We start from the raw sequence: 11,623 nt of genomic DNA, 5'->3' as shown, positions 1-11,623 counted from the left end.
GAGGGCCCGCCAAAAATATTGGTCCTACCAATCCCTTCCAAAACGTGACCACCTCACGCTTACTGACAAAATGCACAACACAACCATTGCCAATGATTAACAAAAGATTAACCTTTACGCATTAACTACCCTACATCGCCTCATTGGTCCTACCAATCAGGCAAAAAATAATAAGCACATCACGTTCTGGAGAGTCCTGCATGCAAGCCTGGCAACAAGTCTACGACCCCGCAGGTAACATTTGGCTATCAAGTCTCATCGCTGCAATTCCGATTATTTTCTTCTTCTTCGCATTGATAAAACTGCGCATGAAGGGCTACACCGCCGCCACAATTACCGTGGGTCTGGCGTTACTCGTGGCACTCTTTTTCTATCGCATGCCGGTTGACCGCGCATTGTCGTCAGTGGTTTACGGCTTCTTCTACGGCTTATGGCCGATTGCGTGGATTATTATCGCTGCGGTATTCGTCTACAAAATTTCGGTGAAGACCGGGCAATTCGATATTATCCGCTCGTCGATTCTCTCCATTACGCCAGACCAGCGCCTGCAAATGCTGATTGTCGGTTTCTCGTTTGGCGCGTTTCTGGAAGGCGCTGCGGGATTTGGCGCTCCGGTCGCCATCACCGCCGCCTTGCTGGTTGGGCTGGGTTTTAACCCACTGTACGCAGCCGGGTTATGCCTGATCGTCAACACCGCGCCCGTCGCATTTGGCGCGATGGGGATCCCGATTATTGTTGCAGGCCAGGTGACCGGGCTGGACAGTTTTGAAATCGGGCAGATGGTTGGCCGCCAGCTACCGTTCCTGACGATGATCGTGCTGTTCTGGATTATGGCTATCATGGATGGCTGGCGCGGCGTGAAAGAAACCTGGCCTGCGGTTATCGTGGCGGGCGGCTCGTTTGCCATCGCGCAGTTTCTCAGCTCCAACTTCTTAGGCCCGGAACTGCCGGATATCATCTCTTCACTGGTTTCTTTGGTTTGCTTGACGGCTTTCTTGCGTGTCTGGAAGCCGGTTCGCATCTTCCGCTTTGGCGATGTCGGCGCATCAGTCACAGACCAGACGCTGGCTCGCAAAAATTACACCGCAGGCCAGGTGGTTCGCGCCTGGATGCCGTTTATCTTCCTGACGGCGACCGTAACGTTGTGGAGCATTCCACCTTTTAAAGCACTGTTCGCACCAGGTGGTGCAATGGCCGATTGGGTATTTAACGTCTCGGTGCCATATCTGGACAAAATGGTCGCCAAAATGCCACCGGTTGTCGCCGAAAGCATGGCCTACGCGGCGGTGTATAAATTTGACTGGTTCTCCGCAACCGGCACCGCGATTCTGGTTGCCGCGCTTATCTCCATCGTTTATCTGCGCATGAAACCGAAAGCCGCCATCGAAACCTTCGGTGAAACGCTTAAAGAATTAGCGCTGCCGATTTACTCCATCGGCATGGTGCTGGCCTTCGCCTTTATCTCGAACTATTCCGGCCTTTCGGCAACGCTTGCGCTGGCTCTGGCGCACACCGGCCACGCATTTACTTTCTTCTCGCCATTCCTGGGTTGGCTGGGCGTATTCCTGACCGGGTCCGATACATCATCAAACGCTTTGTTCGCCGCCTTACAGGCCACAACGGCACAACAAATTGGCGTGTCAGATTTGTTGCTGGTTGCCGCTAACACCACCGGGGGCGTGACCGGGAAGATGATTTCACCGCAGTCGATTGCGATTGCCTGCGCCGCGGTAGGTTTAGTGGGCCGGGAATCGGACTTGTTCCGCTTCACCGTCAAACACAGCTTAATTTTCACCTGCATGGTCGGCGTCATCACCACGCTTCAGGCCTATGTCTTAACCTGGATGATCCCTTAATGACGACTCAACCGCGCCTGGCTGACCATTTAGTTGAGCGCGTAAAATCCTTAATTAGCGAACGTAAACTGGAGGCGGGCATGCGGTTGCCCGCCGAACGCCAGCTTGCCACCGAGATGGGCGTTTCACGCTCTTCTCTTCGCGAGGCGATTCAAAAACTGATCAGCGAAGGCATTCTGATTAGCCGTCGCGGCGGCGGGACTTTTGTACGTTACGAAGTTCAGGCCTGGTCCGAGCAACGCATTGTTCAGCCGCTCAAAACGTTGGTTGAGAACGATCCGAACTATCGCTACGACATTTTGGAAGCCCGACATGCGATAGAAGCCAGCACCGCCTGGTACGCCGCTCAGCGTGCCACGCCCGCCGACAAAGAGAAACTCATCGCCTGCTTTGATGCCACCGTGAAATTCAAAGAAAGCGACGACCCGGATCTGGCCGCGCAGGCGGATGTGCGTTTTCACCTGGCGATTGCCGAGGCCTCGCACAACATCGTGCTGCTCCAGACGATGCGTGGATTTTTTGACCTGCTGCAATCCTCCGTAATGCACAGCCGCCAACGCATGTACACCGTGCCGACTATTTTTGCCGGACTCACCGAACAACATAACGAACTGTTGCAGGCCATTCTGGCAGGCGACCCGGAACGCGCACGCGTGGCTGCAAAAACGCACCTCGGGTTTGTCCATACCACGATAAAAACCCTGCATGAAGACGAAGCCCGACAGGCGCGAATCAGCCGCCTGCCCGATGAAGACACCGACGTAATAAGGGACGAAAATCCATGATTATTTCTGCTGCAAGTGACTACCGTGCCGCTGCAAAGCGCATCCTGCCCCCCTTCCTGTTCCATTATATCGACGGTGGGGCTTATGCCGAACACACGCTGCGACGTAACGTTGATGACCTGGCAGAAGTGGCGTTAAAGCAGCGCGTTTTAAAAAATATGTCGGCACTGAGCCTTGAAACCAAACTGTTTAACGAAACGTTGTCGATGCCGGTCGCACTGGCTCCCGTTGGGCTATGTGGCATGTACGCCCGTCGTGGTGAAGTCCAGGCGGCAAAAGCGGCGGCGGCAAAAGGCATTCCTTTTACGCTTTCCACCGTTTCCGTCTGCCCGATTGAAGAAGTCGCTCCGGCCATTGACCGCCCAATGTGGTTCCAGCTTTATGTTTTGAAAGACCGTGGCTTTATGCGTAATGCGCTGGAAAGAGCCAAAGCGGCGGGCTGTTCGACACTGGTGTTTACCGTCGATATGCCAACGCCAGGCGCTCGTTACCGCGACGCCCACTCCGGCATGAGCGGGCAACACGCCGCCCTGCGCCGCTACTGGCAAGCGGTGACGCACCCGCAGTGGACGTGGGATGTGGGTCTGAATGGTCGCCCGCATGATTTAGGCAACATCTCGACTTACCTGGGCAAACCGACCGGGCTGGAAGATTACATTGGCTGGCTGGCGAATAACTTCGATCCGTCAATTTCCTGGAGTGACCTGGAGTGGATCCGTGAGTTCTGGGACGGCCCGATGATCATTAAAGGTATTCTCGACCCTGAAGACGCCAAAGATGCCGTGCGATTTGGTGCCGATGGCATTGTGGTTTCCAACCACGGAGGCCGCCAGCTCGACGGCGTGCTCTCGTCTTGCCGCGCCCTGCCTGCTATTGCCGACGCGGTAAAAGGCGATATCGCGATCCTCGCTGACAGCGGGATCCGCAGCGGTCTGGACGTGGTGCGCATGATTGCTCTGGGTGCCGATACTTGTCTGTTAGGCCGCGCCTATCTCTACGCGCTGGCGACTCACGGCCAGGCTGGCGTTACCAATTTACTGAACTTGATCGAGAAAGAGATGCGCGTGGCCATGACGCTAACGGGTGCAAAATCCATCGCCGAAATCAGCCAGGAGATGCTGGTGCGCGAAGGTCTGAAAGATATCCTTTCGCCGCAAAGCATGGCGGTTGGTTTTTAGAGAAAGAAAAGTGCTCGCACCATTGCACAATGTGGCGAGCATTTTGTTTACCCCGTTAATTCAGCAAAGTGGATCCCAGCCGCATTAATGATTTTTTTGGTGGTGCTAATAGTCGGGTTGCCGCGTGCGGAAAGCGTTCTGTAGAGAGTTTCGCGGTTCAGTTTGGTTTCGGCTGCAATTTTGCTCACCCCACCTCGAGCTTCAACGAGACGACGTAAAGCCAGCAGGAATAACACTTCACCGTTCTGTTCATCCAGACCCGCAAATGCCCCTTTGATATATTCAACGGCAAAGGCGGGGTCTTCTTGAAGCATTTCAATCACTGTTTGGTCGAACTCGTTAAATTTCATTTTCTGACTCCAGATGTTCTTGCCACCATACCACTGCCTGATCGATATCCGCTTGCTGCCTGCGTTTATCGCCACCGAGCAATAACAGGTAAGTGTCCTTGCCCTCATGTGCGTAATAAATCCGATAACCAGGACCTTCATCAATTCGCATTTCCCATACACCTTGCCTGCAAGGCCTATGGTCGCCAGGGTTATTGAGCGCCAACTGGTCGATACGCCGCACAATTTTAAATTTCGCCCGCGCATCCTTTAATGCTCTTAACCACTCATTAAAGGGCGTCTTACCGTTTTGCAGTTTGAAGTACTTAATGATATTCATCCTTGAAACCTCTCGAGTGTAGCTTTTATACCACATCAGTCAATGATTTTATTTTGAGCAAAATAATCTCCTGGAGATGCAGGCTATGGCATAGAAAGGAAAATTGGCAGGGATGTTCGAGAGGGAGTTTCAGCTTTGCGGCATGCCTTCCAGCATGGAAAAAAATGACAGAGTTTTGCCTCCAGATTTACCGGAGGCATCACATATTGATTATCAGTTAAGTTTGTAGTCCAACGTGATTTCAGCTTTCATCAGTTGTGATACCGGGCAACCGGCTTTGGCTTTTTGAATGATTTGGTCGAATTTGGCGCTATCGGCACCTGGCACTTTTACTGTGCTGGTTAGCGCAATTTTGGTGATAGCAAAACCGCCTTCGGTTTTATCCAGTGAAACATCAGCGGTGGTATCAATGCTTTCTGCGGTGTAACCCTCTTCGCCCAACATCAACGACAGCGCCATGGAGAAACATGCCGCGTGCGCTGCACCGATTAGCTCTTCTGGATTGGTTCCGGGTACACCCTCAAAACGGGTATTAAAACCATAGGGTTGCTGCTTTAGCGCCCCGCTTTCGGTGGACACGGTGCCCTTACCGCGTTTAATGTCGCCTTCCCAGTGTGCTTGCCCTTTCTTATGAATCGTCATATCTGCGCTCCTGTTTTATTGACACAAACCACAAGTATAGGAGTTGGATACGTCTTCGCCTGGTAACTAAGAGCAATCCTTTCGTAACGTAAAAATAAATCGAATAAATCATCGCTCTCGAATGTTCACTGCATACCGAACACGATGAGGATTTTGCCATGAACCATTTTTCTCGTTTTTTGTTACCCGCTGTTGTAAGCAGCGTATTTTTACTTTCAGGCTACGCCCAGGCCATGGGTGGCAGCAGCGATGAACCCACGCCACCAACCTGCCCCAAAGGGCAAATTTACGATCAAAAAACCAAAACTTGCATGGTCGATAAGGGCGGGATGATAGGTGACGAAGCCCGTACTGATTACGCTTACGCGCTGGCAAAAGCGGGTCGTTATCAAGAGGCTCTGGAGATGCTCAACACCCTGCAAGACCCGAATACAGCCGAAGCGCTGAATTATCGGGGATATGCCACCCGCAAGCTGGGCCGCACCGATGAAGGCATCAGCTATTATTTAAAATCTGTCGCGCTTGATCCCAAATATCCAAAAGTTCGTGAGTATCTGGGTGAAGCCTACATGATAAAAAACCGTCCTGACCTGGCGCGTGAACAACTGGCGACCATCAAAACCTTATGCGGTACAGGCTGCGAAGAATATCGTGACCTGGCAGCCGCCATCGACGGTCATCCGGAGTCCTGATATTCGCCTGTGGAGGCAAAAATCAGCAGCGAAACGATACGCAAAGAAATTGCCCAATACCTTTCCCGCTTGTGGCGCTATGGCCTGGTGCTTTCCCACCGGCGGGATGTGGCGGATGATTTGGTGCAGGCTACCTGTGTGCGGGCGCTGGAACGCGCCCCGCAATTTATTGCTGGCAGTCGTATGGACCGCTGGCTGTTTTCGATATTGCATTCGATCTGGATTAATGAAGTTAGGGCGCAGCAAATTCGCCGTGGGCAAGGTTTTGTCGATGTGGATGAACTGGTCGGTGAAGAACACAGCGACGACCCCATCTGGTCAAATGATGTGATGAAGCGGGTGAATCGCCTACCCGAAGCCCAGCGCAATACCGTGTTTTTGGTCTACGTGGAAGAGTTGTCTTACCGGGAGGCTGCAGTCGTACTGAATGTCCCTGTCGGGACGGTGATGAGCCGTCTTGCCACCGCTCGCCTCACCCTCGCACAGGACACCGCGCTCCAGGCCAGTTCGCCGCAATTCAAAGGAGAGAAAACATGAGGCTTCACCTCGGTTCTGACGAAATGCTGGTGGCGTATCTGGATAATGAGCTAAGTGAAACCCAGCGTAAGGTGCTTGAATCCCGGTTAGCTAAAGACAATGCGCTGGCGCAGCGGTTGGCGCTGCTCGAACGCAGCAATCTTCCTTTCAAATCCGCTTTTGAGCCTTTGCTGGAGCTGGCTCCTGATGAACACTTACAACAGCAGTTTTCTGCAGAATTTCGCAAAAATCACAACGTCTCAAGACGCAATTTAATTGCCGCCGCCGTAAGCTTCCTGGCGTTAGGCGTAATTGGCGATCGGGTGTTTCTGCACTTTTCGCAACCGGAGGAAAACTGGCGCGAATTAGTGGCGCAATATATGGCGCTTTATACCCCAGAAACACTGGCTGAAACGCCAACTCCGCAGGCTCTCGATGCGCAGTTGAAAGTTACCGAAACGCAGCTCGGCGTTACGCTCGCGGCCGCAAGCCTTGCTCTGCCCAATGCCACGCTGAAAAACGCTCGTGTTCTGGCCTACGAAGATCGGCGCATCGCGCAAATTACCTGGCTTGAAAGTACTGGCCCGCTGGCACTGTGTATCACCCGGCAAACCGGAAACGCGATAGATGCTCAAAGCGAACAACGTCTGGACATGAATATTGTTTACTGGGCGAGTCAGTCACACCAGTTTATGGTGATTGGCCACGAAACACCTGCAAAAATGAGCGAAATTGCCGAACGGTTGCAGCACGGTATCGGCACCTGATTCGCGTGCTTTTACGTCCGGGAAATCAACGTTAGACAGCCCAGTCTTCCGCGCGTAGCCCTGCCACACTATGGAATGCGCGGTCGCTGGTCACAATAGTGGTTTTTTCACTTAATGCGTGAGCCGCAATCAACATGTCTAACGTGCCCATCACCTGGCCTTTTTTCTCCAGACTCGCCCTGAGTTTACCGTACGTTTCAGCCGCTGCGCTGTCCCATGGGTACACCGATACAGTATCAAGAAAGCCCATAACTGCTGCCTTCAGGGTTTTATTTTGCCGTTTTGCCACGCCAAAAAGCAGCTCCGCCTCCGTAATACTTGAAATCACAATACTGGAAGGCGGAACGTTAGAAATCCTGGCGATAACCTGAGGATGTTGGCGTAAAAAATAAGTGACCGTATGGGTATCCAGCATCCAGACCATTACTTAATTCCTGCAAAAGGATCTCTGTCCGCAGGAGGCTGATTGCGTTCTTCTGCATCCAGGAAGTTATCTGGCACACGCGCTTTTGCAATCAGAGAGATAACGTTATCCCAGTTATCTGGTTTTGCTGGTCTTTTTGAAAGAATCACATTGCCTTCCTTGTCTTGTCGGATATAAACCCTGTCGGTATCGAATTCGAATTCCACCGGTAACCTCACCGCCTGGTTCCTGCCATTTTTAAAAATCTTCGCGATACGTTCCATTCCCTTCTCCCTACAAAATATAGCCTATGCCAAAGCATATGCCTTCTGCTGATTTTAGCCAACAGGGATTCGTAAGAAGAAAGAATAAACGACAGGCAAAAACTAACGCGTTTCAGCGACACTTGCCTGTTTTTTTTCAGAGTAGATTTTGATTGTGCCAGGAGGTTTCCGCAGGAAATGAAACACGTACATTTAGACCAAAATTAATTGAAGGGATCTCGCAATTTAGCATGTTGGCGGAGGGAAAAATCTCTCCGCCAGCCGCCAGGTTATTGCACTAAAGCCGTCAGTTTGCCAAAAACTTGTGCACCGTCTGCGTCACGTTTGATTTGCACCACATCTTCAAGTTTGTCGATTTGGCTGATCATTTGCTCAAGACGCTGGTCGTCTGCCACCTGTAGCCAGATACGGCTCTGGTCGCCCTGTGGGAGCGGAAGACAGAGGATCCCTTCAACGTTAAAAGCGCGGCGGGCAAACAAGCCGCAAATGTGAGACATCACGCCCGGATGGTTGCGCACAGTAAGTTCAAGAATAACAGTTAGTTGTTGCATGGCTTACTCTCCAATCATCTCAATATTGGCAGCGCCTGGCGGCACCATCGGGAATACTTTTTCGCTGGCATCAATGCGCACGTGAATCAGGCATGGGCCTGGGCGCGAAATAGCTTCTTGTAACGCAGCTTGTGGGTTTTCGGCGGCGTTCAAATCGCAGGTTTGCAGCCCAAAACCTTCGGCAATTTTCAGGAAGTTAGTTTGCCCGGAATAGGTCGCGGCAAAGACATTTTGTTGATAGAACAGCGTTTGTTGTTGATGTACCAGTCCCAGCGCCTGGTTGTTCAGCAGGATAATTTTCACATCCAGGTTATGTTCGGCAGCGGTCGCCATTTCCTGAATATTCATCATGATGCTGCCATCGCCGGTAAAACACAGCACTTTGCGATTGGGTTCCGCCAGCGCCGCGCCAACTGCCGCTGGCAGGCCAAAGCCCATAGTCCCTAAACCACCGGAAGTCAGCCACTGGCGTGGACGGTTCAGCGGATAAGCCTGTGCCACCCACATTTGGTGCTGCCCAACGTCGGTTGTGATAATCGCGTCATCATCCACACACGCCGCCGCCGCGTTGATCAGGCCGTATGGCGTCAACGGGTTGTCAGCGCCCGGCATGTTGAATGGAAATTCCTGCTGCAAACCAGCGACCTGTTGCAGCCACTGCTGGCGCAGTTGCGCGTTAACTTTTGGCAGTAATTGTTCCAGCACTTCGCCCACATCGGCGCGAATAGCGATATGCGCTTGTTTGATTTTGCCCAACTCGGCGCGGTCGATATCGACGTGAATGATTTTCGCATTCGGGCAGAATTCTTCAGTTTTACCAATTGCCCGGTCGTCAAAACGCGCGCCCAGAACAATCAGCAAGTCCGCTTCCTGCAAAATAAAATTGGTGCTGCGTGCGCCATGCATCCCCAACATGCCCAGAGATAATGGGTGTTTAGCCGGGATCGTGCCGAGCGCCATGAGCGTCATCGTGGTGGGCAAATTCGCTTTCTCAGCAAGCGCACGCGCATCCGCATGAGCATTAATCACCCCGCCACCGAGATATAGCACCGGGCGCTGCGCCTGGTTAATCATCGCGGCAGCATCAGAAATTTGTTGAGCATCAAATTGTGGCGCAGGGGTCGGCGCACACACCGCTGGCAACTCGCTGATGTCGATTTCAGCGGTCTGTACGTCTTTTGGAATATCAATCCATACCGGCCCTGGGCGGCCTGACTCAGCAATGCGGAACGCCTCGCAAATCACCTGCGGCAGTTCGGCGATATCGCGCACTAAATAGTTGTGTTTGGTAATGGGAATGGAGATGCCGTAGGTGTCGACTTCCTGGAATGCATCGGTGCCAATCATGGATTTTGGCACCTGCCCAGTGATGCAGACCAGCGGGATGGAATCGAGGCGCGCATCGGCGATGGCGGTAACCAGGTTCGTAGCACCCGGGCCACTACACGCGATACACACCGCGGCTTTGCCCTGGGTTCGTGCCATGCCTTGTGCCATAAAGCCTGCGCCCTGTTCGTGGCGCGCCAGAATATGACGAATTTTTTGGCTTTGGCTCAGTGCGTTATAAAGCGGCAGGACTGTGCCACCGGGAATACCGCTGATGGTGGTAATGCCATGATGTTCAAGCAGTTGCACAATCAACTGTGCGCCCGTAATGCGGTTTGCTTGCGGTGGGTTTTCCGATATTGCCATTGCTCCAGTCCTTCTTCTTATGCCGTTTCGCTTTTGGCCGGGGGACTAAAACAAGAAACCCCGCCCGGTTTGCGCCGGCGGGGTTTTGGAATCGATACGTTGATTCAGACCCTACGGCGCTAAGCCTGCGACCACCACCACACGCACGACGACCACCGCGGCTGGTAGCGCGGTTAGTAGTAGGCCAGTGTTGCGAGTGAATGTAGTCATTAGGGTCCTGAATATGTGTTGTGCGTTTTTAACGTCGAAATTTATACAAACATACTGCTTCATTTCACACAACAGCTTTATTTGTCTCAGCAAAAAAACGTGCACGAGATCACATCAATTAAATAGCCGTTGCAGCGAATTCACGTTTTAATTCGTCAATCGGCAGATAACGTCCGATGATGACCAGCCTTGAAACCCGTTGTTCAGTGGGGTGCCAGACCGAACCATAATCAAAACCCACGACTTTGTGGACTCCTTGCACAATCAGCCGTTGCGGGTTGCCGTCAATTGCCAGCACGCCTTTGTAGCGCAACATGTCGTTGCCAAAACGCGCAATGCAGCTTTCCATAAACGCGCCTATTTTCTTCACATCCAACAATCCCGCATCAAAAACGTGTGCCTGAATGGCGTCGTCCCAGGAGCGTTTTGCAGACGCTTTACGAAATGGCTGGAAGCTAACGGGATGGTCGGCGTCGGCACGGATAACCCGAAATCCGGCGGTCGTTTCGATGCTATCCGTAAGCTCAAACGCGTCGAGATCGAGCCATAAATCGGCCGGGCATTCGCCGTTCACTATCTCAAAAAGATCCGCTTTGTTGTTGATCCTATGAATCCTTTCCAGCGCCTGGAGTTTGGTGTCTTCGTCAACACGATCCGCTTTGGTCAGTAAAATGCGATCGGCAAAACCGAGCTGCGAGGCCGCCACCGCATGTTCATCTAACTGGCGCGAAATATGTTCCGCATCGGCCAACGCGATCACGGCATCAAGGCGCAACGCTTCACGCAGATATTCATCAACAAAGAAGGTCTGGACGATGGGCGCGGGGTCGGCGAGGCCGGTGGTTTCCACAATCAGGCGTTCAAAATTGAGTTGTCCCGCCGCGCGTTTTGCCAACATTTCTCGTAATGCGGCAGTGAATTCCCCGCGAACGCTACAACACACGCAGCCGTTACTTAACTCCACAACGTTGACGTTATCCCCGCCTTTGAGCAGCGCGCCGTCGATGTTTACCGCACCGAATTCATTTTCCAGAATCGCAACAGGTTGGTTGTCGTTGTGGGCGAGAAAGTAGTTAAGAAGTGTGGTTTTCCCTGAGCCAAGAAAGCCCGTTAACAGAGTGACAGATACCGCTTGATTCATGTCATATTCCTTAGATTAACAGCAGCGAGCGCCGCCTTTGCCGCCGTAGCGTGCATCCTGACGCTCGCGGAAAAACTCTTCGTAGGTCATCGGCGTCTGTTCAGGATGCGTCAGGCGCACGTGTTGTACATAGTTGTCGTAATCAGGCACGCCAACCATTAGCTTCGCGGCCTGGCCGAGATATTTGCCTGCTTTGGCGAGTGTGTCGAACATGTTTGGCTCCAGTGTTGTTGGGTG

At 52.5% G+C, this 11,623-nt stretch carries 16 protein-coding genes; 6 read left to right on the top strand and 10 right to left on the bottom strand.

Features of this window, described 5'->3' with window-relative positions; all coding sequences use genetic code 11:
- Positions 1–200: 200 nt before the first annotated feature.
- The 3 genes from lldP to lldD are packed head-to-tail and all read left to right on the top strand — an operon-like array spanning position 201 to position 3,819.
- Positions 201–1,856 carry an L-lactate permease gene (gene lldP / locus GBAG_RS04760; RefSeq protein WP_034493860.1) on the top strand — a complete coding sequence of 552 codons (1,656 nt, stop codon included), beginning with the start codon at positions 201–203 and terminating at the stop codon, positions 1,854–1,856.
- Positions 1,856–2,641, top strand: a complete 786-nt coding sequence (lldR, locus tag GBAG_RS04755; protein WP_034493859.1) for a transcriptional regulator LldR — start codon at positions 1,856–1,858, stop codon at positions 2,639–2,641. Before lldP ends, lldR begins: the two co-directional genes overlap by 1 nt.
- Positions 2,638–3,819 carry an FMN-dependent L-lactate dehydrogenase LldD gene (gene lldD / locus GBAG_RS04750; protein ID WP_034493858.1) on the top strand — a complete coding sequence of 394 codons (1,182 nt, stop codon included), beginning with the start codon at positions 2,638–2,640 and terminating at the stop codon, positions 3,817–3,819. Before lldR ends, lldD begins: the two co-directional genes overlap by 4 nt.
- 47 nt (positions 3,820–3,866) lie before the next feature.
- Here the strand turns inward: lldD and GBAG_RS04745 are convergent, their stop codons facing one another.
- The 3 genes from GBAG_RS04745 to GBAG_RS04735 form a co-directional block, all read right to left on the bottom strand.
- Entirely contained in the window at positions 3,867–4,169 is a 303-nt protein-coding gene (locus GBAG_RS04745) for a helix-turn-helix domain-containing transcriptional regulator (protein WP_034493857.1), read from the bottom strand.
- Entirely contained in the window at positions 4,159–4,488 is a 330-nt protein-coding gene (locus GBAG_RS04740; RefSeq protein WP_034493863.1) for a type II toxin-antitoxin system RelE/ParE family toxin, read from the bottom strand. Before GBAG_RS04740 ends, GBAG_RS04745 begins: the two co-directional genes overlap by 11 nt.
- Positions 4,489–4,701: 213 nt before the next feature.
- The gene (locus tag GBAG_RS04735; protein ID WP_034493856.1) at positions 4,702–5,130 is read right to left on the bottom strand and encodes an OsmC family protein; all 429 of its coding nucleotides are present in this window, start codon (positions 5,128–5,130) and stop codon (positions 4,702–4,704) included.
- 158 nt (positions 5,131–5,288) lie between these two features.
- On the opposite strand from GBAG_RS04735, the gene GBAG_RS04730 reads away from it, so the two are divergent.
- The 3 genes from GBAG_RS04730 (at position 5,289) to GBAG_RS04720 (ending at position 7,105) form a co-directional block, all read left to right on the top strand.
- The gene (locus GBAG_RS04730; protein WP_034493855.1) at positions 5,289–5,822 is read left to right on the top strand and encodes a tetratricopeptide repeat protein; all 534 of its coding nucleotides are present in this window, start codon (positions 5,289–5,291) and stop codon (positions 5,820–5,822) included.
- Between the two features lie 87 nt (positions 5,823–5,909).
- Entirely contained in the window at positions 5,910–6,359 is a 450-nt protein-coding gene (locus tag GBAG_RS04725; protein ID WP_034493862.1) for an RNA polymerase sigma factor, read from the top strand.
- Positions 6,356–7,105 (top strand): anti-sigma factor family protein, encoded by a 750-nt coding sequence (locus tag GBAG_RS04720; RefSeq protein WP_034493854.1) that lies wholly within the window; start codon positions 6,356–6,358, stop codon positions 7,103–7,105. The genes GBAG_RS04725 and GBAG_RS04720 overlap by 4 nt, the downstream gene beginning before the upstream one ends.
- Before the next feature lie 31 nt (positions 7,106–7,136).
- Here GBAG_RS04720 and GBAG_RS04715 read toward each other — a convergent pair whose 3' ends face one another.
- The 7 genes from GBAG_RS04715 to GBAG_RS04690 form a co-directional block, all read right to left on the bottom strand.
- Complete coding sequence (locus tag GBAG_RS04715; protein WP_034493853.1) at positions 7,137–7,529, bottom strand: type II toxin-antitoxin system VapC family toxin; 393 nt, start codon at positions 7,527–7,529, stop codon at positions 7,137–7,139.
- Positions 7,529–7,792 (bottom strand): antitoxin, encoded by a 264-nt coding sequence (locus GBAG_RS04710; RefSeq protein WP_034493852.1) that lies wholly within the window; start codon positions 7,790–7,792, stop codon positions 7,529–7,531. Before GBAG_RS04710 ends, GBAG_RS04715 begins: the two co-directional genes overlap by 1 nt.
- 269 nt (positions 7,793–8,061) lie before the next feature.
- A complete protein-coding gene (gene ilvN, locus GBAG_RS04705) occupies positions 8,062–8,343 on the bottom strand; it encodes an acetolactate synthase small subunit (protein WP_034493851.1) in 282 nt (93 codons plus the stop codon).
- Between the two features lie 3 nt (positions 8,344–8,346).
- Positions 8,347–10,035: an acetolactate synthase large subunit gene (gene ilvB, locus GBAG_RS04700; RefSeq protein ID WP_034493849.1), complete on the bottom strand. Its 1,689-nt coding sequence runs from the start codon at positions 10,033–10,035 to the stop codon at positions 8,347–8,349.
- 111 nt (positions 10,036–10,146) lie between these two features.
- Positions 10,147–10,245, bottom strand: a complete 99-nt coding sequence (gene ivbL, locus GBAG_RS23050; RefSeq protein WP_246864856.1) for an ilvB operon leader peptide IvbL — start codon at positions 10,243–10,245, stop codon at positions 10,147–10,149.
- 118 nt (positions 10,246–10,363) lie between these two features.
- Entirely contained in the window at positions 10,364–11,386 is a 1,023-nt protein-coding gene (locus tag GBAG_RS04695; protein WP_034493848.1) for a CobW family GTP-binding protein, read from the bottom strand.
- A 15-nt stretch (positions 11,387–11,401) separates the two neighbouring features.
- Positions 11,402–11,599 (bottom strand): YbdD/YjiX family protein, encoded by a 198-nt coding sequence (locus GBAG_RS04690; protein ID WP_034493861.1) that lies wholly within the window; start codon positions 11,597–11,599, stop codon positions 11,402–11,404.
- Positions 11,600–11,623: the final 24 nt, after the last annotated feature.

The organism is Buttiauxella agrestis ATCC 33320 (genome assembly GCF_000735355.1).
GTDB classification, from domain to species: Bacteria; Pseudomonadota; Gammaproteobacteria; order Enterobacterales; family Enterobacteriaceae; genus Buttiauxella; species Buttiauxella agrestis.
The sequence above is the reverse complement of the archived record's forward strand: the minus strand, read 5'-3'. Positions and strand labels throughout refer to the sequence as shown.

Excerpts from the sequence above, each read along its gene's own strand:
- lldD (WP_034493858.1), top strand. The coding sequence starts at position 2,638 with ATGATTATTTCTGCTGCAAGTGACTACCGTGCCGCTGCAAAGCGCATC.
- GBAG_RS04735 (WP_034493856.1), bottom strand. The coding sequence starts at position 5,130 with ATGACGATTCATAAGAAAGGGCAAGCACACTGGGAAGGCGACATTAAA.
- ilvN (WP_034493851.1), bottom strand. The coding sequence starts at position 8,343 with ATGCAACAACTAACTGTTATTCTTGAACTTACTGTGCGCAACCATCCG.
- lldR (WP_034493859.1), top strand. The coding sequence starts at position 1,856 with ATGACGACTCAACCGCGCCTGGCTGACCATTTAGTTGAGCGCGTAAAA.
- GBAG_RS04715 (WP_034493853.1), bottom strand. The coding sequence starts at position 7,529 with ATGGTCTGGATGCTGGATACCCATACGGTCACTTATTTTTTACGCCAA.
- GBAG_RS04690 (WP_034493861.1), bottom strand. The coding sequence starts at position 11,599 with ATGTTCGACACACTCGCCAAAGCAGGCAAATATCTCGGCCAGGCCGCG.
- ilvB (WP_034493849.1), bottom strand. The coding sequence starts at position 10,035 with ATGGCAATATCGGAAAACCCACCGCAAGCAAACCGCATTACGGGCGCA.
- lldP (WP_034493860.1), top strand. The coding sequence starts at position 201 with ATGCAAGCCTGGCAACAAGTCTACGACCCCGCAGGTAACATTTGGCTA.
- GBAG_RS04745 (WP_034493857.1), bottom strand. The coding sequence starts at position 4,169 with ATGAAATTTAACGAGTTCGACCAAACAGTGATTGAAATGCTTCAAGAA.
- GBAG_RS04720 (WP_034493854.1), top strand. The coding sequence starts at position 6,356 with ATGAGGCTTCACCTCGGTTCTGACGAAATGCTGGTGGCGTATCTGGAT.
- GBAG_RS04730 (WP_034493855.1), top strand. The coding sequence starts at position 5,289 with ATGAACCATTTTTCTCGTTTTTTGTTACCCGCTGTTGTAAGCAGCGTA.
- GBAG_RS04740 (WP_034493863.1), bottom strand. The coding sequence starts at position 4,488 with ATGAATATCATTAAGTACTTCAAACTGCAAAACGGTAAGACGCCCTTT.
- GBAG_RS04710 (WP_034493852.1), bottom strand. The coding sequence starts at position 7,792 with ATGGAACGTATCGCGAAGATTTTTAAAAATGGCAGGAACCAGGCGGTG.
- GBAG_RS04695 (WP_034493848.1), bottom strand. The coding sequence starts at position 11,386 with ATGAATCAAGCGGTATCTGTCACTCTGTTAACGGGCTTTCTTGGCTCA.
- ivbL (WP_246864856.1), bottom strand. The coding sequence starts at position 10,245 with ATGACTACATTCACTCGCAACACTGGCCTACTACTAACCGCGCTACCA.